The organism is Nocardioides sp. GCM10030259 (genome assembly GCF_042666375.1).
Lineage (GTDB): Bacteria > Actinomycetota > Actinomycetes > Propionibacteriales > Nocardioidaceae > Nocardioides.
Genome location: NZ_JBHTDF010000006.1, coordinates 231946 through 249814 on the forward strand (window position 1 = coordinate 231946; position 17869 = coordinate 249814).

Genomic DNA, 17869 nt, shown 5'->3' on the forward strand with positions numbered 1-17869 from the left:
CCGCGGTCACCGATCCGCCGCGCGGTCGGGTCCGGCCGTCGGCGTGTGGATGAGCCCGAGCTCCCGCGCGGTCCGCAGCGCGTCGGCCCGGCGCTCGACCCCGAGCTTGCGGTAGATCGAGCCGACGTGGCTCTTGACGGTGTTCTCGGTCACGAGGAGGGCCCGCGCGATGTCGCCGTACGAGCCGCCGAGCGAGAGCTGGAGCAGCACCTCGGTCTCGCGAGGAGTCAGCGGGACGACCAGTGGCTCTCTCGTGTCGGCCGCGATCGGCTGGACCGCCGGCGTCCCGGTCTCCCTCGGCGTCGGGACGTCCACGTCGGCGGGCGGGCTCGGCACGGGCGCCCGCTCGTGCGCCCTGACCGGCCGACGGTAGCGGCTGACCGCTGCCAGCGCCTCGGCGGCGAACGGGTGCGCGGCGGGGCGCTGGACCTCGTCGTACAGCAGCTCCACGAACCGGCCGTCGGCTCCGGCCGCTTCGGCGAGGACGCGCAGGAGGCGTTGCGACGCGACCGTCGTCAGCACGTGCGGCAGCGCCTCGCGCGCGTCCTGGGTCCGCCCATGCTCCAGGAGGAGGGCGAGGCGGAGGACGGCCGTCCAGGCCCGCTCGACCAGGTCGGCGTCCTGCGCACCCAGATTCGGGTCCAGAAGCGCGATCGCCTCCTTCGCCCTGCCGGCCGCGGCCGTGCCGAGGGCCTCGAACGCGCGGGCCAGCACGTCGTAGCCCAGTTCCCGCAGCTGCGCGACGTACGTCGCCACGGGGATCTCCTCGCCGGCGTCGATGGCGAGGCGGGCGCGGGTCGCGGCGACCATCTGCAGGCCGAAGCGGCTGCGGATCGCCGGCGCCGGCGCCGCAGCGGGAAGGGCACGCTCGGCCTCTTCCGGCCTTCCGGCGTCAGCGAGCAGGTGGGCGCGCAGGACCGACGCCATCAGGCTGACCATGGGATCCAGCACCGACACCGACGCTGCTCGGACCCGATCCAGCTCTCGGGCCGCCACTTCGCTGTCGAGCATGTGGAACGCCGCCCAGGCTCGGGCCAGCCGTGCCCGGACGGTCGACGTGTCCTCGTCGATGCCGTTGAGCTCGGCGAGCTCGAGGCAGCGGTCGGCCGCGAGCACCGCGGACTGGACCTCGCCGATGCAGACGTCCACGAGTGCCCGGAGGCTCAGCGCGGCGATCGTCAGCTGGTCGGCACCGAGCGACGAGGCGTCGAGCAGTGCCGCCTCGACGTGGGTCGATGCGGCGTGCAGCTCGCCGGACCACGCCTCCACGGCGGCGAGCTCCAGCCGCACCAGGCAGACGCGGGTCAGCGGGAGCTCACGGACGATGCCGTCCCCGCCCGGGTCGCCCCCGGCCTCCCCGAGAGTCGCTCGCGCCCGGGTGACCGCTGCCTCGTGGTCGAACCACCCGAACCGCGCACGCCACAGGTCGAGCAGGACCAGGTCGGCCTCGAGCAGGGCACCGACGTGCGAGGTGCTTCGCCTGGCTGCCTGGCGGGTGGATGCCTCGATGGTGAGCTGCAGCGCGCCGCCCACGTCACCCAGGGCACGACGGCTCAGCGCCGCGACACCGAGGAGCTCGGGGAAGCCGGTGCTCCGGGGCGACAGGTGCGTGAGTCCGCGCTCCAGTGCGGCACCGTCCCCGGAGACGAGCAGGTCGGGTCCGAGCTCGAGGAGCTCGAGGGCGAGGAGGTCCGGGTCCTCACTGAGGATCGCGTGCCGGATCGCACCCGGGTCATCGCCCACGGCCCGGGCGTACCGGACGCCGCGCACATGGGCGGCGCTGGCCGTACCGTCGTCCGTCGCCCAGGACGTCGCCCGCCGTCGCAGCAGCTCGATGAGGAGCGGGTGGTACTGCCAGACGATGCCGTGGCGCGCATCGGGGTACGCCGTGACGAGGAGCCCGTCGCGCGCGAGGCCGGCGAGCCGGACGGGTGCGTCCTCGAGACCGGAGAGCGCGATGGCCGCCTCGACCGTCACCTCGTCCTCGTCGCACGTGGCGAGGAGCAGCTGGCGAGTCTGCGCGGCCAGGCCGTCCAGCGACTCGCTCAGCAGGTAGTCGAGCACGGGGAGGTCGGTCATCCGCAGCAGCATGTGCATGGTCGACTTGTCGTCAGCGGCGTCGACCGCTCGGGCGCCCAGGATGAGGGCCGCCGCCCAGCCCTGGGTGCGCTCCTGCAGCTGGTGTACGTCGTCGTCGGTGGCGGCCGGCGCGTGGGAGCTGACGAGCTCCCGGGCCTCGTCGTCGCGGAAGCGGAGCTGCCCCGCCCGGATGACCGTGAGCTGACCGCTGAGCTCCAGCGGGATCAGCGGGAGGGCCAGGTCGCGACGGGTGAGCAGCACCAGGCGGAGCCGCTCGGGCACGAGGGCGATGGCGCGCGCGAGGAACCGCACCGACGAGGGGGGCAGCTGATGGGCGTCGTCGACGATCACCACCCGTGGCGTCTCGAGCGCATCGGTCTCGCGCAGGAGCTCGATCGCGTCGGCGTGCGCGGATGCCTCGTCGCGCTCCAGGACGACCCGGGCGACGGCGCTCTGGGGGACACCCGCCCCAGAGAGGATCCCGGCGATCAGGATCTCGTGCTCACGCACGGGCACCCACTGGGCGTCGAAGTCCGTGTCGGCGGCATGCCGCGCCGCCACCCAGCCGGCCACCAGGGAGGTCTTGCCCAGGCCGGCCGGTGCCACGATCATCGTGAGCGCGGTCTCCGGAGCGCCGTCGAGCAGCTCCGTGAGTCGAGCGCGCACGACCAGCCTGCGTGGCGACGCAGGTGCACTGCTCAGCAGGGCGCGCCGATCGGCGGTCGACGTCCTCCTGACACTGGCCATGACGGTCTCTCCCCGGCCTCCCGACCGACCCCACCGGATGGTGCAGCACCACCATCCTGCACCTACGGCGAGGGGTTGCACATCTGGCCACGCCGTCGCCCCGATCGGGTGATGCCGAACCATGCGGCGGGCCCCATCGTGGGATGGCAGCCGCACGAGCGAGGTGGAGCGATGGGGGAGTACCTCATCCGGGTCAGGGGCCGGGTCTCACAGGACCTGACCGACACCTTCCCGAGCCTGAGCGCGGACGCCGCTCCGGAGCAGACGACGCTCCGCGGTCACCTGGAGGACCAGGCCGCCCTCGCCGGCGTCCTGAGCCACCTCGACATGCTCGGCGTCGAGATCCTCGAGGTACGCCGGCTGCTGCCGCCCGCGAACGACGGCTAGTTGTCGGCCGGCCTCCCCCGTCCCGGGTGACGACGCTGCGCCACGGCGTTCCTAGCGTCGAGCTGTCGGCCGACCCGGCGAGGAGGAGCGATGGTGAGCCTGACCGTCTGGGAGTTCGCCACCGTCGCAGGCGCCGAGGACGCGGAGTTCAAGCTGAAGACGCTGCAGTCCGAGGAGCTGATCAGGGTCCACGACGCTGCGGCGCTCTACTGGCCGGCGGACGAGAGGAAGCCCTCCACCCGCCAGCTCGCGAGCATCCGGTGCGGGGGAGCGATGGGCGGCGCGTTCTGGGGCCTGCTGTTCGGGATGCTGTTCTTCGTGCCGCTCCTCGAGCTGACGGCCGGCGGCGCCGGAGGAGCCTCGAGCGGGGCGCTGACCGACGTCGGGATCGACGCCGAGTTCGTCGATGCGGTGCGGACGAGCGTGACCCCCGGCACCTCCGCGATCTTCGTGCTCGCCGGCGACGTGGAGCTCGACCGCGTCGAGGCGGCGCTCGCAGGCACCGGCGCCGCGCTGATCCGCACCCGTCTGTCGACCGACCAGGAGTCGGCGCTGCGCGCAGTGTTCGCCGACTGAGCCCGTCGGCTGGACGGCCGGGCCGGGGCATCACCCGGTTCAGGTGAGCCGCCGCGCACCGGTCCCGGAAAGAGCTCAGCCCCACCCCCGACGATGCGGGAGTGGGGCCTGGCGATGGTGTCCGAGGGGGGACTTGAACCCCCACGCCCTAATACGGGCACTAGCACCTCAAGCTAGCGCGTCTGCCAATTCCGCCACCCGGACGAGTGCGGTGGAACAGTAGCAAAGGCCCGGCCGAAGTTCCGCATCGGCACCGGGGTGGAGTTCGGCCTCCGCGGTGACATGCTGGGAGCATGACCGACGGACCCGTCAGCCCTGCCGCCGAGGGCGCCTCCGACCCCACCGCCGAGGTCGTCGAGCTGTGCCGAGACCTGATCCGGATCGACACCACGAACTACGGGAGCACGGCCGACGGCCCGGGGGAGCGGAAGGCCGCCGAGCACGTCGCCACCCTCCTCGACGAGGTCGGGATCGAGGCACGCATCTACGAGTCCGAGCCGGGGCGGGCGTCCGTCGTCGCGCAGTGGGGCGGCTCCGCGAGCGACCGGGGCGGGCTGCTGCTGCACGGCCACCTGGACGTCGTACCCGCCGCTGCCGAGGACTGGCAGGTGGACCCGTTCTCCGGCGAGATCCAGGACGGCTACCTGTGGGGTCGCGGCGCGGTCGACATGAAGGACTTCGACGCGATCCTGCTCTCCGTCGTCCGCGACCGGCAGCGGACCGGTCGGGTGCCGGAGCGGCCGATCACCCTGTGCTTCACCGCCGACGAGGAGGCGGGCGGCCACCTCGGCGCCCAGGTGCTGGTCGAGGAGCACACCGACGAGCTCGAGGGCTGCACCGAGGCGGTCGGCGAGGTCGGCGGCTTCAGCGTCACCGTCCGCGGCCGCCGGGTCTACCTCATCGAGGCCGCCGAGAAGGGCATGGCGTGGATGCGCCTGACCGCGCGCGGTCGCGCCGGCCACGGCTCGATGATCAACCGCGACAACGCCGTGACCGCCCTGACCACGGCGGTCGCCCGGATCGGGGGGCACCAGTGGCCGGTCCGGCTCACCCCGGCCATGCAGACCCTCCTCGCGGCCATCGGCGAGATCGCCGGCACCGAGGCCACCCCCGAGAACGCCGAGGCGCTGGTCGAGGAGTTCGGCGGCGCCGCCCGCATGCTCGGCGCGGTCATCCGCAACACCGCCAACCCGACGATGCTCGACGCCGGCTACAAGGTCAACGTCATCCCGCAGGAGGCCACCGCGCACGTCGACGGCCGCTTCCTGCCCGGCTTCGAGGACGAGTTCTTCGCGACGATCGCCGAGCTCGTCGGCGACGGTATCGACATCGACTACGTGAGCAACCAGCCGCCCTGGGAGACGCCGTACGACGGCGAGCTCGTCGACGCGATGACGCGGTCCCTCCTGGCCGAGGACGAGGGCGCGGTCGTCGCGCCGTACCTGATGAGCGGTGGCACCGACGCCAAGCACTTCCGCAAGCTCGGCATGCGCTCCTACGGGTTCGCGCCGCTGCGGCTGCCCGCCGACCTCGACTTCACCGCGCTCTTCCACGGGATCGACGAGCGGGTGCCGGTCGATGCGCTGACCTTCGGCGCGCGGGTCTTCGACCGCTTCCTCGACGAGGTCTGAGGACCGTCAGGCGGTCCGCACCGCCCGGATGATCTTGCGGCGCAGCACGACCCGGCGGGTGCCGTCGGCGGTGATCCGCACCCGGTCGAGCTCCCAGCCGCCGTGCTCGGCCCGGTCGACGAGCAGCTTGGTGACGACGTTGCGGGAGTACTCCCGCGAGAACGACACCTTGTCGAACTCCCACTCCACCCCACGGGCAGGTGGTCGGCGAAGCACACGGCTCATGCAGTTCCCCCAGTCAGGAGTCAGTCGCTGGACACATCATCCAGCGCGATGGCGATCTCGGTCGGGAGTTGCAGCTCATCTACCCCAAGTGCGCCACGGAGCTGGGCGGCGGTCCGGGCACCCACGATAGGGGCGGTCACCCCCGGCCGGTCGCGCACCCAGGCGAGCGCCACCTCGAGGGCGGACCAGCCCAGGCCGTCGGCGGCGCGGGCGACCGCCTCGACGATGCCGGCCCCGCGCTCGTCGAGGTAGGGGTTGACGAAGTTCGAGAAGTGGCTGGTGGCGGCGCGCGAGTCCGACGGCGTGCCGGTGCGGTACTTGCCGGTCAGCACCCCGCGCCCCAGCGGCGACCAGGCCAGCACCCCGAGGCCGCACGCGTCCGCGGCCGGGAGGACCTCCTGCTCGATCCCGCGGTTGAGCAGGGAGTACTCGACCTGGGTGCTCGCCAGCAGCGTCCGGCCCGGCACCGCGCGCTGCCACGTCGCCGCCTGGGCGGTCTGCCAGCCTGCGTAGTTGGAGACGCCGACGTACGACGCGCGCCCCGTCGCCACCGCGTGGTCGAGCGCCGCGAGGGTCTCCTCGAGCGGTGCGTCGTCGGACCAGATGTGCACCTGCCAGAGGTCGACGTGCTCGACGCCGAGCCGGCGCAGCGAGGCGTCGAGGGTGGTCAGCAGGTGGCCGCGGGAGGTGTCGTAGGTCCGACCGCCGTGCCGGGCGCTGATCCCGGCCTTGGTCGCCAGCACGACCTCGTCGCGGGCGACCACGTCGCCGATCAGCGAGCCGATCAGCTCCTCCGAGGCGCCGTTGCCGTACCCGGCCGCGGTGTCGACCAGCGTCCCGCCGGCCTCCGCGAACGCGATCAGCTGGTCCCTGGCCTCGTGCTCGTCGGTGTCCCGACCCCACGTCATCGTGCCGAGGCCGATCCGGGACACCGTCAGGCCGGTCGAGCCGACACGCCGCTGCTGCATGGCGACAAGGTAGTCGGCGTACGCATGCGGGTCGTCGTCGGCACGCCAGACGGTCGCCCGTAGGATTCCGCGACGTGGTGGACTACCTCCAGGCCGTCGTCCTCGGGATCATCCAGGGACTGACCGAGTTCCTCCCGATCTCCAGCAGCGCGCACCTGCGGATCTTCCCGGAGGTCTTCGGCTGGGGCGACCCGGGCGCCGCGTTCACCGCCGTCGTGCAGATCGGCACCGAGCTCGCCGTGCTCATCTACTTCTGGCGCGACATCTGGCGGATCGCCTCCACCTGGCTGAAGTCGCTCGTCCGCCCGGAGTACCGCGGCCAGCTCGACGCCCGGATGGGCTGGTTCATCATCCTCGGCTCCACGCCCATCGTGGTCCTCGGCATCCTGCTCAAGGACACCATCGAGGAGGACTTCCGCAACCTCTGGGTGATCGGCACGATGCTGATCGTGCTGGGCATCGTCCTCGGCATCGCCGACCACGTCGGCGGCACCACCAAGACGCTCAAGCAGCTCACGCTGCGCGACGCGATCCTGATGGGCTGCGCCCAGGCGCTCGCGCTGGTCCCCGGCGTCTCCCGCTCGGGCGCCACGCTGTCGATGGGCCGCTTCCTGGGCTACGAGCGCGAGACCGCGACCCGCTACGCCTTCCTGCTCGCGATCCCGGCCGTCATCGGCGCGGGCCTCTTCGAGCTCCAGGAGATCCCGCACGGCGACAACCTCTACGGCTGGGGCCCGACGATCGTCGCGACCATCGCCGCGTTCGTCGTCGGGTACGCCGCGATCGCGTGGTTGCTCCGGTTCATCTCGACGCACTCGTTCACGCCGTTCGTCATCTACCGGATCGTGCTCGGCGCGGGCACGCTCACCCTGGTCGCGGCCGGCGTCATCGCCGCCTGAGGTCACCATCGCGATAGTCCGTCACGTTCTGGTCGCCGTTCCGGCACTCCGGGCGGCCAGAACGTGACGGACTATCCCGAAGGTCGCGGTGAGGTCAGAGCCAGCCGGATCGCTTGAACAGCACCCACAGCAGCCCGGAGATCCCGCACATCAGCAGCAGCGCGAACGGGTAGCCGAAGTCCCAGCCGAGCTCGGGCATGTGCTCGAAGTTCATGCCGTAGACCCCCGCTATGAGGGTCGGGGGAGCGATCAGGCCGACCCACGCCGAGATCTTGCGCATGTCGTTGTTCTGCTGCACCGAGATCTGGGCGAGGTGGGCGTCGAACGCCGTCGACAGCAGCGAGTCGAGCGAGTCCACCGTCTCGGCGGCGCGGGCCAGGTGGTCGGCGACGTCGCGGAAGAACGGCGTCGCCTTCTCCGGTACGGCGGGCACGGCGCCGCTCGCCATCCGGGCGACGGGCTCGCGCAGCGGCAGCACCGCGCGGCGGACCTCCGCCAGCTCGCGCTTGAGCACGTAGATCCGGGCGGAGTCGTTGGTGCGGTCGGCGGAGAAGACCGACGTCTCGATCTCGTCGACGTCGACGACCAGCTCGTCGACCACGTCGAGGTAGCCGTCGACGACCCGGTCCATCACGGCGTACACGACGCCGCCGGGGCCGTGGCCGAGCACGCGGTCGGTCGACTCGAGCTTCTCGCGGGCCGAGTGCAGCTCGTTGCCCTTGCCGTGCCGGACGGAGACGACGAAGTCGCCGCCGACGAACATCGCGATCTCGCCGGTCTCGACGGCGTCGTCCTCGTCGACGTACCAGAGCGTCTTGAGCACCAGGAACATCATCTCGTCGTACCGCTCCAGCTTCGGCCGCTGGTGCGCCTTCACGGCGTCCTCGATGGCCAGCGGGTGCAGCCCGAACACCTGCGCCACGTCGGCGAGCTCGGCCTCCGTCGGCTGGTGCAGCCCGACCCAGACGAAGTCCCCGGGCTCGGTCGCGCGCTCGCGCAGCTCGCGGCACCCGCCGCCCAGGTCGACGCGGGACCCGGCCCGGTAGAGGGCGCAGTCGACGATCACGGGGCCACCGTAGTCCCACTACAGTCGCCGACATGGCAACGGTGATCCTGGTCCGCCACGGGCGCACGACGGCCAACGCGGCGGGCACTCTCGCCGGCCGGCTGCCGGGCGTGCTGCTCGACGACGTCGGGACCACGCAGGCCCAGCGGACCGCCGAGCGACTCTCCGTGCTGCCGCTCGTCGCGGCCGTGACGAGCCCTCTCGAGCGCTGCCGGCAGACCGCGAAGGCCGTCGTGGCCGCGCAGCCGAAGGGGCTGCGCCTGGTGTCGGACCGCGGGCTCATCGAGTGCGACTACGGCGAGTGGCAGGGACGCCCCATCAAGGAGCTCGCGAAGGAGAAGCTGTGGTCGACCGTGCAGACCCAGCCGTCGGCCGTGACGTTCCCGGGCGGCGAGGCGATGACGGCGATGCAGGCCCGCGCGGTGGCCGCCGTACGCCGTCGCGACGCCCTCGTCGAGGCCGAGCACGGCCCGGGCGCGGTGTGGGTCGCGGTCAGCCACGGCGACCTCGTGAAGTCGATCCTCGCCGACGCGCTCGGCATGCACCTCGACCTCTTCCAGCGGCTGCACGTCGACCCGGCGTCGGTGTCGATCATCCGCTACACGTCCAGCCGCCCGTACGTGCTCGCGACGAACACGCACTCCGGCGACCTCGGCTGGCTGGCCCCGCCGAAGAAGAAGGGCGGCCGGGAGCGGCGGTCCCACGACGCCGTCGTCGGTGGCGGGGCCGGCCCTTCCGCTACCGCCTAGGGTGGCTGCCATGGCACCCCTCGTCCACGGTTTCGACCCGCCCGAGCGCTTCGTGGCCGGCACCGTCGGCCCGCCCGGACAGCGCACGTTCTTCCTCCAGGCGAAGGACGGTGCCCGGCTGGTGAGCGTGGCCCTCGAGAAGCAGCAGGTGCAGGCGCTCGCGGAGCGCATCGACGAGCTGCTCGACGAGGTGCTGGCCAGCTCACCGGGCGACGCGGTCGTCCCCGCGATGGCACCGCTGGGGCTCGACGACACCGAGCCGCTGGACCAGCCGATCGAGGAGGAGTTCCGCGCCGGCACGATGACGCTGTCCTGGGACCCCGAGGCCGAGCGGGTCGTGATCGAGGTCTTCCCCTACACGGAGGCGGCCGTCGTCACGCCCGACCAGCTCGACGAGGACTTCGAGGAGCCCGAGCCGGACGAGGTGTTCCTGGTCCGGATCCCGGCCGGCACCGCCCGCGCGTTCGTGAAGCGGGCGGAGCAGGTGCTCGGGGCCGGACGACCGGACTGCCCGTTCTGCGGCAACCCGATCGACCCCGACGGTCACCTGTGCGTGCGGGCGAACGGTTTCCGACGGCGAGACCCGTGACGGCCGAGCCCGTCGCGGAGCTCCTCGAGGGCGAGCTCACGCTCCACGGCCGGATCATGCCGGCCTCCAACGCCACCTTCCTCGGGGACATCGCGGGCACCAGGGTCGTCTACAAGCCGATCGCGGGGGAGCGGCCGCTCTGGGACTTCCCCGAGGGCACGCTCGCCGACCGGGAGCGCGCGGCGTACCTGCTCTCGGAGGCGACCGGCTGGAACGTCGTGCCCGAGACCTGGCTGCGCGACGGTCCGCACGGCCGCGGGATGGTGCAGCGCTGGCAGGAGCCCGACCCGGAGCAGGTCGCGGTCACGCTGGTGCGCGAGGGCGAGGTCCCGGAGGGCTGGCGGCACGTCTTCGACGGCATCGACGCCGAGGACCAGCCGGTCTCGCTGGTCCACGAGGACAGCACGGCGCTGCGCCGGATGGCCGTCTACGACATCCTCGCGAACAACGCCGACCGCAAGGGCGGGCACGTGCTCGAGATGGCCGACGGGCACCGGTACGGCGTCGACCACGGCGTCACCTTCCACACCGAGGACAAGCTCCGGACCGTGCTCTGGGGATGGCTCGACGAGCCGCTCACCGACGAGGAGCTGACCTGCGTGGAGCGGGTCCGCGCAGCGGCGTGCGGGCCACTCGGCGACCAGCTCGCCGACCACCTGACCGACCGCGAGATCGACGCGCTGGTGCGGCGCTGCCTCGACCTCGCCGACCGGGCGGTGCTGCCGGTGCCGCACGGGGAGTGGCCGGCGATCCCGTGGCCGCCCTTCTGACCGCCACTCGCTACGCTTCCCGCATGCGTGCCTGGCCATCCCCGGAGATCCCGACCCTGCCCGTGGCGGGCCCGCCAGTGGCGCTCCACGACACCCCGTCGGGGTCCCCGGTCACCACGACGCCGGAGGGTCCGGCCCGGCTGTACGTCTGCGGCATCACGCCGTACGACGCGACGCACCTCGGCCACGCCAACACCTACGTCGCCTTCGACCTCCTCAACCGGGCCTGGCGCAACGCCGGCCACGGCGTCGTCTACGTCCAGAACGTCACCGACGTCGACGACCCGCTGCTCGAGCGCGCCGTCAAGGTCCACGTCGACTGGCGGGAGCTGGCCGAGCGCGAGACCGAGCTCTTCCGGCAGGACATGGCCGCCCTGCGGGTGCTGCCGCCCGACCACTACGTCGGCGCCGTCGAGTCGATCCCGCTCGTGATCGAGCTGATCCAGCGGCTCGAGGCGGCCGGCTCGATCTACCGCGTCGAGAGCGACCTCTACTTCTCCGTGACCGCCGACCCGCAGTTCGGCGCGGAGTCGGGCTGGTCGCGCGACCAGATGCTCGAGATCTACGCCGACCGCGGCGGCGACCCCGACCGCCCCGGCAAGAAGGACCCGCTCGACTGCGTCGTCTGGCGCGGCGAGCGCGAGGGCGAGCCGTCCTGGGACAGCCCCTGGGGCCCGGGACGCCCCGGCTGGCACGTCGAGTGCACCGCGATCGCCCAGCAGCACCTCGGCGGCGCCTTCGACGTCCAGGGCGGCGGCAGCGACCTGGTCTTCCCGCACCACGAGATGTGCGCCGGGCACGCCCAGGTGGCCGTGCCGGGCACGCCGTTCGCGCAGGTCTACAGCCACGCCGGGATGGTCGCCTACGACGGCGAGAAGATGTCGAAGTCGCGCGGCAACCTGGTCTTCGTCTCGGCCCTGCGCAACAGCGACATCGACCCGATGGCGATCCGGCTGGCGCTGATGCGGCACCACTACCGCGCCGACTGGGAGTGGGTCGACGACGAGCTCTGGACCGCGGTCGACGACCTCGACCGCTGGCGCCGCGCCCTCTCGCTCGGCGCCGGCGCCCCCGCCGGTCCCGTGGTCGCCGAGGTCCTCGAGGCGCTCGCGTCGGACCTCGACGCGCCCCGGGCCACCGCCGCCGTGGATCGCTGGGTCGCCGCCACGCTCGGCACCGACGGTCTCGCCGACACCTCCGATGCAGACGCCGCCGTCCAGATGATGGCGCTGCTCGACGCCGCGCTCGGCATCTCCCTCTGACCCGGACCGCACGGGCGGTCAGGAATCGCCCTGACGCCTCTTCAGGTAGCGCTCGAACTCGCGCGCGATCGCCTCGCCGGAGGCCTCGGGCAGGTCGGTCGTGTCCCGCGTCTCCTCGAGCGACCGGACGTAGTCGGCGACGTCCTCGTCCTCCTGGGCGAGCTCGTCGACGCCCCGCTCCCAGGCCTTCGCGTCCTCGGGCAGCTCGCCGAGCGGGATGCTGGCCTCCAGCAGGTCCTCGAGCTGGCCGATGAGCGCGAGGGTGGCCTTGGGGCACGGCGGCTGGGCGACGTAGTGGGGTACGGCGGCCCAGTAGGACACCGCCGGCATGTCGACCTGGGCGCAGGCGTCCTGGAAGACGCCGACGATCCCGGTCGGGCCCTCGTACGTCGACTCCTCGAGCTTGAGGCGGTCGATCAGGTCGGGCTCGGTGGCGGTGCCGGTGACCGGGATCGGGCGGGTGTGCGGGGTGTCGGCCAGCAGCGCCCCGAGCGTCACGATCATCTGCGCGCCGAGCTCGTCGCACGCGGCGAGCAGCTCCGCGCTGAACTGCCGCCAGCGCATGTTGGGCTCGATCCCGCGCAGCAGGATGATGTCGCGGTCGAGGGTCGGGGGAGAGGCGATCGCGATCTGCGTGCTCGGCCAGGTGACGCGCCGGTGGCCCTTCTCGTCGATGCCGACGGTGGGCCGGTTGACCTGGAAGTCGTAGAAGTCCTCTGGGTCGACGGCGCCGACCACCCGAGCGCCCCACACCTTCATCAGGTGGTCGACGGCCGAGGACGCGGCGTCGGCCGCGTCGTTCCAGCCTTCGAACGCCGCGATCACGATCGGGTCCACCAGGTCGGGAACGCCCTCCAGCTCGATCACGTCTCCAGCCTAGACCTCGGGAGGAGACGGCTGAGGATTTCTTGCACCCTCCCGTTGGGTGTCACGATCTGGGAAACCTGTCCGCGACGTGGACACGGTTCCTAGGCTTGATCCCTGGTCGCCGTCGGCGGCCCGAGAGGAGACGACGTGCCGTCTGCCCAGACGCCCCACCTGCGGCCCGATGCCACCGAGGAGCTCACCCGAGCCCTCGAGGCGCGGATCCTGGTGCTCGACGGCGCCATGGGCACGGCGATCCAGCGCGACCGGCCCGACGAGGCCGGCTACCGCGGCGAGCGGTTCGCAGACTGGCCGAGCGATCTCATCGGCAACAACGACCTCCTCACCCTGACCCAGCCCGAGCTCGTCGCCGGCATCCACCGCGAGTACCTCGACGCCGGCGCCGACATCATCGAGACGAACACGTTCAACGCGAACGCGGTCTCGCTCGGCGACTACGGCATGCAGGAGCTCGCCTACGAGCTCAACTTCGAGGCGGCCCTGCTCGCCCGCCGCGAGGCCGACGCGGCCAGCACGCCGGAGAGGCCGCGGTACGTCGCCGGCGCCCTGGGCCCGACGACGCGGACCGCCTCGATCTCGCCCGACGTCAACGACCCCGGCGCGCGCAACGTGTCGTTCGACCAGCTCGTCGCGGCGTACCTCGACGCCGCGCGAGGCCTCGTCGACGGCGGCTCCGACCTGCTGATGATCGAGACGATCTTCGACACGCTCAACGCTAAGGCCGCGATCTTCGCCGTCGAGACGCTCTTCGAGGAGCGCGGCCGGCGCTGGCCGGTCATCGTCTCCGGCACCATCACCGACGCCTCCGGCCGCACCCTGTCGGGGCAGGTCACCGAGGCGTTCTGGGACTCCATCCGCCACGTCCGCCCCCTCGCCGTCGGCCTCAACTGCGCGCTCGGCGCCAAGGAGATGCGCCCCTACATCGCGGAGATGGCCCGCCTGGCCGACTCGTTCGTCTCCTGCTACCCGAACGCCGGCCTGCCCAACGCGTTCGGCGAGTACGACGAGGCGCCCGAGGAGACCGCCGCGGTCGTCGCCGAGTTCGCCGAGGCCGGCTTCGTCAACATCGTCGGCGGCTGCTGCGGCACCACGCCCGACCACATCGCCGCGATCGCCCGGGCCGTCGACGGGACGGCGCGGCGTACGCCCGTCGAGCTCCCGGCGGGCATGCGCCTCTCGGGGCTCGAGCCGCTCTCGATCACCGAGGACTCGCTCTTCGTCAACATCGGCGAGCGCACCAACATCACCGGCTCCGCCCGGTTCCGCAACCTCATCAAGGCCGGCGACTACGACACCGCGCTGTCCGTCGCCGCCCAGCAGGTCGAGAACGGCGCCCAGGTCATCGACGTCAACATGGACGAGGGCATGATCGACGGCGTCGCGGCGATGGACCGCTTCACGCGGCTGATCGCCAGCGAGCCCGACATCAGCCGGGTGCCGGTGATGGTCGACTCCTCCAAGTGGGAGGTCATCGAGGCCGGCCTGAAGAACGTCCAGGGCAAGGCCATCGTCAACTCGATCTCCATGAAGGAGGGCGAGGAGAAGTTCCGCGAGCAGGCCCGGCTCTGCCGCAAGTACGGCGCCGCCGCCGTCGTGATGGCCTTCGACGAGGACGGCCAGGCCGACAACCTCGAGCGCCGCAAGGCGATCTGCGAGCGCGCCTACCGGATCCTCGTCGACGAGGTCGGCTTCCCGCCCGACGACATCATCTTCGACCCGAACGTCTTCGCCGTCGCGACCGGCATCGAGGAGCACGCGTCGTACGGCCTCGACTTCATCGAGGCGACCCGCTGGATCAAGCAGAACCTGCCCGGCGCCAAGGTCTCGGGTGGCATCTCCAACGTCAGCTTCTCGTTCCGCGGCAACAACCCGGTCCGCGAGGCGATCCACGCCGTGTTCCTCTACCACGCGATCGCCGCCGGGCTCGACATGGGCATCGTCAACGCCGGCGCCCTCGCCGTCTACGACGAGGTCGACCCCGAGCTGCGCGAGCGGATCGAGGACGTCGTGCTCAACCGGCGCCCCGACGCCGCCGAGCGCCTCCTCGAGATCGCCGAGCAGCACAACCGGGCGGGCGAGGTGGCCGAGGAGTCCGCCGAGGAGTGGCGCTCGCTCCCGGTCGGCGAGCGGATCACGCACGCCCTGGTCAAGGGGATCGACGCCAACGTCGAGACCGACACCGAGGAGCTGCGGCAGGAGATCGCCGCGCGCGGCGGTCGCCCGATCGAGGTCATCGAGGGTCCGCTCATGGACGGCATGAACGTCGTCGGCGACCTCTTCGGCGCCGGCAAGATGTTCCTGCCCCAGGTCGTCAAGAGCGCCCGGGTCATGAAGAAGGCCGTTGCCTACCTGATCCCCTTCATCGAGCAGGAGAAGCTCGACAACCCGGAGCTCGCCACGGCGAAGGACACCAACGGCACCATCGTGATGGCGACCGTGAAGGGTGACGTCCACGACATCGGCAAGAACATCGTCGGCGTCGTCCTGCAGTGCAACAACTACGAGGTCATCGACCTCGGCGTCATGGTGCCGGCGCAGAAGATCCTCGACGCCGCGGCCGAGCACGACGCCGACATCATCGGCCTCTCGGGGCTGATCACGCCGTCGCTGGACGAGATGGTCAACTTCGCCACCGAGATGCAGCGCCAGGGCCTCACCATCCCGCTGCTGATCGGCGGCGCCACCACCTCCCGGGCGCACACCGCGGTCAAGGTCGACAAGAAGTACGACGGTCCTGTCGTCTGGGTGAAGGACGCGTCGCGCTCCGTGCCCACGGCGGCCGCACTCCTCGACGATCGGCAGCGCGACAAGCTGCTCGCCACGATCCAGGAGGACTACGACTCGCTGCGGGCTCGGCACGCAGCCAAGCACGACCGGCCGCTGGTCACCATCGACGCCGCGCGGCAGAACCGCACGCCCGTCGAGTGGGACGGCTACCTGCCGCCGGTGCCCGCCCGGCCCGGGGTCCACGTGCTGTCGGACTACGACCTGGGGGAGCTGCGCGAGTTCATCGACTGGCAGCCGTTCTTCAACGCCTGGGAGATGAAGGGCCGGTTCCCCGACATCCTCAACAACCCGCAGACCGGTGAGGCGGCGCGCAAGCTCTACGACGACGCGCAGGTGATGCTCGACCGGATCGTCGCGGAGAAGTGGCTGACCGCCAACGCGGTGTTCGGGCTGTTCCCGGCGAACGCCGTCGGCGACTCCATCGAGGTGTACGCCGACGACTCGCGCTCCGAGGTCCTCGAGACCCTCCACCAGCTGCGCCAGCAGGGTGAGCACCGCCAGGGTGTGCCCAACCGCGCCCTCAGCGACTTCGTCGCTCCCCAGGAGACCGGCCTCGCCGACCACGTCGGCGCCTTCGCGGTGACGGCCGGCCTGGGCACCCAGGAGCGGATCATGAAGTTCAAGTCCGACCTGGACGACTACTCGGCGATCCTGCTCGAGGCACTGGCCGACCGGCTGGCCGAGGCGTTCGCCGAGCGGCTGCACCAGCGGGTGCGCACCGAGTTCTGGGGCTACGACAGCGGCGAGACCCTCGCGAACGAGGACCTCATCGCCGAGAAGTACCGCGGCATCCGCCCCGCGCCGGGCTACCCCGCGTGCCCCGAGCACACCGAGAAGGAGACCCTCTGGCGGCTCCTCGACGTCCAGGCCAGCACCGGCATCGAGCTCACGGAGTCGATGGCGATGTGGCCGGGCGCCGCGGTGTCGGGCTGGTACTTCTCGCACCCGCAGTCGCAGTACTTCGTCGTCGGCCGGCTCGGCCCCGACCAGGTCGCCGACTACGCCGAGCGCAAGGGCTGGACGCTGCCGGAGGCCGAGCGGTGGCTCTCGGCCAACCTCGGCTACGACCCCGAGGACTGAGCATGAGCCTGCGGGCGGTGGTCTCCGGCGTGCCCGGGATGTACCGCTCCGCCTCCTCGCAGCTCGGCGCCGTCGAGGGGTGGCGCGTGCTCGCGGTCGCGGGGTCGTGCCTGGCCCTCGCGACGCTGCGCGCCGGCGGGCGCCCGCGCGCCCAGAACGCGCTGCGGCACTTCGCCTTCTCCGCCTGGCTCGCCGCCCGGTACGGCGAGCCGGTCGCCCGCGCGATCACCGACCAGCACGAGCGGCACTCCCGGCAGCCGCTCGACAGCGAGGCCGACCAGCGCAACAACGCGGTCGGCCGCGACCACGGCCTGGGTCACCCGGAGGCGCGCGCCGGCACGCCGACCGCCCTCTGGCGGCTGGTGCGCGCCGGCCACGGCCAGTGGCGCGAAGGACGGCTCTGGGCGGTCCGGCACGGTGCGGTCGTCGCCTCCCCCTAGGCTGTGCGGGACGACGACCACCACCTGAGCGCTTCGGAGGACCAGCTGAGCACCGCGACATCCGGCAAGCCCGCACGACCGGCCGCGGTCCTCTGGGACATGGACGGGACGCTCGTCGACACCGAGCCGTACTGGATCGAGACCGAGTTCGCGCTCGCCGAGAAGTACGGCGGCACCTGGAGCGAGGCGCACGCCCTCAACCTGGTCGGCAACGATCTCCTCGAGTCCGGCCGCTACATCGCGAAGGTCTTCGGGGTCGACGTCCCGGCCGAGCGGATCGTCGAGGAGCTCCTCGACGGGGTCGTGGCGCGGGTCCAGGACGCCGTCCCGTGGCGGCCCGGCGCGGTCGAGCTGCTGGCGCGGCTGACGGAGGCGGGCACTCCCTGTGGGCTGGTCACCATGTCGTACGAGCGCTTCGTCGCCCCGATCCTGGCGCAGCTGCCGCCGGAGACCTTCCGGGTGATCGTGACCGGCGACAAGGTCGAGTTCGGGAAGCCGCACCCGGAGCCCTACCTGACGGCCGCCGCCGCGCTCGGCGTGGCCGCGGGGGACTGCCTCGCGATCGAGGACTCCAACACCGGCGCCAAGTCGGCCGAGTCCGCCGGCTGCCTCGTCCTGGTCGTGGAGAACCACGTGCCGGTGCTCGACGGCGAGCGGCGGGTCTTCGCGGACACGCTCGAGGACATCGACCTGGCCACGGTCTGGTCTGCGGGACTCGCCTAGGACTCG

The 17869-nt window shown here is 72.0% G+C and carries 16 protein-coding genes and 1 tRNA gene; 11 read left to right on the plus strand and 6 right to left on the minus strand.

Going from position 1 to position 17869, the window contains the following annotated elements:
- Positions 1-6: 6 nt before the first annotated feature.
- On the minus strand, positions 7-2745 hold the full coding sequence (locus ACFQQI_RS07915) for a LuxR C-terminal-related transcriptional regulator (protein ID WP_378560505.1): 2739 nt from the start codon (positions 2743-2745) through the stop codon (positions 7-9).
- Between the two features lie 252 nt (positions 2746-2997).
- Between ACFQQI_RS07915 and ACFQQI_RS07920 the strand changes: the two genes are divergently transcribed.
- A complete protein-coding gene (locus tag ACFQQI_RS07920) occupies positions 2998-3213 on the plus strand; it encodes a hypothetical protein (RefSeq protein ID WP_378560508.1) in 216 nt (71 codons plus the stop codon).
- 93 nt (positions 3214-3306) lie between these two features.
- On the plus strand, positions 3307-3789 hold the full coding sequence (locus ACFQQI_RS07925; protein ID WP_378560511.1) for a DUF1269 domain-containing protein: 483 nt from the start codon (positions 3307-3309) through the stop codon (positions 3787-3789).
- A 115-nt stretch (positions 3790-3904) separates the two neighbouring features.
- Here ACFQQI_RS07925 and ACFQQI_RS07930 read toward each other — a convergent pair.
- A tRNA-Leu gene (locus tag ACFQQI_RS07930) sits at positions 3905-3993 on the minus strand.
- An 89-nt stretch (positions 3994-4082) separates the two neighbouring features.
- Here ACFQQI_RS07930 and ACFQQI_RS07935 point away from each other — a divergent pair.
- The gene (locus tag ACFQQI_RS07935) at positions 4083-5420 is read left to right on the plus strand and encodes a M20/M25/M40 family metallo-hydrolase (protein ID WP_378560514.1); all 1338 of its coding nucleotides are present in this window, start codon (positions 4083-4085) and stop codon (positions 5418-5420) included.
- Between the two features lie 6 nt (positions 5421-5426).
- On the opposite strand, the gene ACFQQI_RS07940 is transcribed toward ACFQQI_RS07935, so the two are convergent.
- Positions 5427-5645: a DUF5703 family protein gene (locus ACFQQI_RS07940; protein WP_378560517.1), complete on the minus strand. Its 219-nt coding sequence runs from the start codon at positions 5643-5645 to the stop codon at positions 5427-5429.
- 20 nt (positions 5646-5665) lie between these two features.
- A complete protein-coding gene (locus ACFQQI_RS07945; protein WP_378560520.1) occupies positions 5666-6613 on the minus strand; it encodes an aldo/keto reductase in 948 nt (315 codons plus the stop codon).
- 74 nt (positions 6614-6687) lie between these two features.
- Here ACFQQI_RS07945 and ACFQQI_RS07950 point away from each other — a divergent pair, with 74 nt between their 5' ends.
- A complete protein-coding gene (locus tag ACFQQI_RS07950; protein ID WP_378560523.1) occupies positions 6688-7512 on the plus strand; it encodes an undecaprenyl-diphosphate phosphatase in 825 nt (274 codons plus the stop codon).
- Between the two features lie 94 nt (positions 7513-7606).
- Here the strand turns inward: ACFQQI_RS07950 and corA are convergent, their stop codons facing one another.
- A complete protein-coding gene (gene corA, locus ACFQQI_RS07955; RefSeq protein WP_378560526.1) occupies positions 7607-8578 on the minus strand; it encodes a magnesium/cobalt transporter CorA in 972 nt (323 codons plus the stop codon).
- Between the two features lie 32 nt (positions 8579-8610).
- Between corA and ACFQQI_RS07960 the strand changes: the two genes are divergently transcribed.
- The 4 genes from ACFQQI_RS07960 to mshC are packed head-to-tail and all read left to right on the plus strand — an operon-like array spanning position 8611 to position 11948.
- Positions 8611-9327, plus strand: coding sequence for an MSMEG_4193 family putative phosphomutase (locus ACFQQI_RS07960; RefSeq protein WP_378560528.1), 717 nt, complete (start codon positions 8611-8613; stop codon positions 9325-9327).
- A gap of 10 nt (positions 9328-9337) precedes the next feature.
- A complete protein-coding gene (locus tag ACFQQI_RS07965) occupies positions 9338-9916 on the plus strand; it encodes a DUF3090 domain-containing protein (RefSeq protein ID WP_378560531.1) in 579 nt (192 codons plus the stop codon).
- Entirely contained in the window at positions 9913-10686 is a 774-nt protein-coding gene (locus tag ACFQQI_RS07970; protein ID WP_378560534.1) for an SCO1664 family protein, read from the plus strand. Before ACFQQI_RS07965 ends, ACFQQI_RS07970 begins: the two co-directional genes overlap by 4 nt.
- Before the next feature lie 23 nt (positions 10687-10709).
- Positions 10710-11948: a cysteine--1-D-myo-inosityl 2-amino-2-deoxy-alpha-D-glucopyranoside ligase gene (gene mshC, locus ACFQQI_RS07975; RefSeq protein ID WP_378560537.1), complete on the plus strand. Its 1239-nt coding sequence runs from the start codon at positions 10710-10712 to the stop codon at positions 11946-11948.
- An 18-nt stretch (positions 11949-11966) separates the two neighbouring features.
- Here mshC and ACFQQI_RS07980 read toward each other — a convergent pair whose 3' ends face one another.
- On the minus strand, positions 11967-12815 hold the full coding sequence (locus ACFQQI_RS07980) for a PAC2 family protein (RefSeq protein WP_378560540.1): 849 nt from the start codon (positions 12813-12815) through the stop codon (positions 11967-11969).
- A gap of 171 nt (positions 12816-12986) precedes the next feature.
- On the opposite strand from ACFQQI_RS07980, the gene metH reads away from it, so the two are divergent.
- The 3 genes from metH to ACFQQI_RS07995 are packed head-to-tail and all read left to right on the plus strand — an operon-like array spanning position 12987 to position 17863.
- On the plus strand, positions 12987-16700 hold the full coding sequence (metH, locus tag ACFQQI_RS07985) for a methionine synthase (RefSeq protein WP_378560798.1): 3714 nt from the start codon (positions 12987-12989) through the stop codon (positions 16698-16700).
- Between the two features lie 2 nt (positions 16701-16702).
- Entirely contained in the window at positions 16703-17140 is a 438-nt protein-coding gene (locus tag ACFQQI_RS07990) for a DUF6973 domain-containing protein (RefSeq protein ID WP_378560543.1), read from the plus strand.
- A gap of 3 nt (positions 17141-17143) precedes the next feature.
- The gene (locus ACFQQI_RS07995; RefSeq protein ID WP_378560546.1) at positions 17144-17863 is read left to right on the plus strand and encodes an HAD family hydrolase; all 720 of its coding nucleotides are present in this window, start codon (positions 17144-17146) and stop codon (positions 17861-17863) included.
- Positions 17864-17869 lie beyond the last annotated feature (6 nt).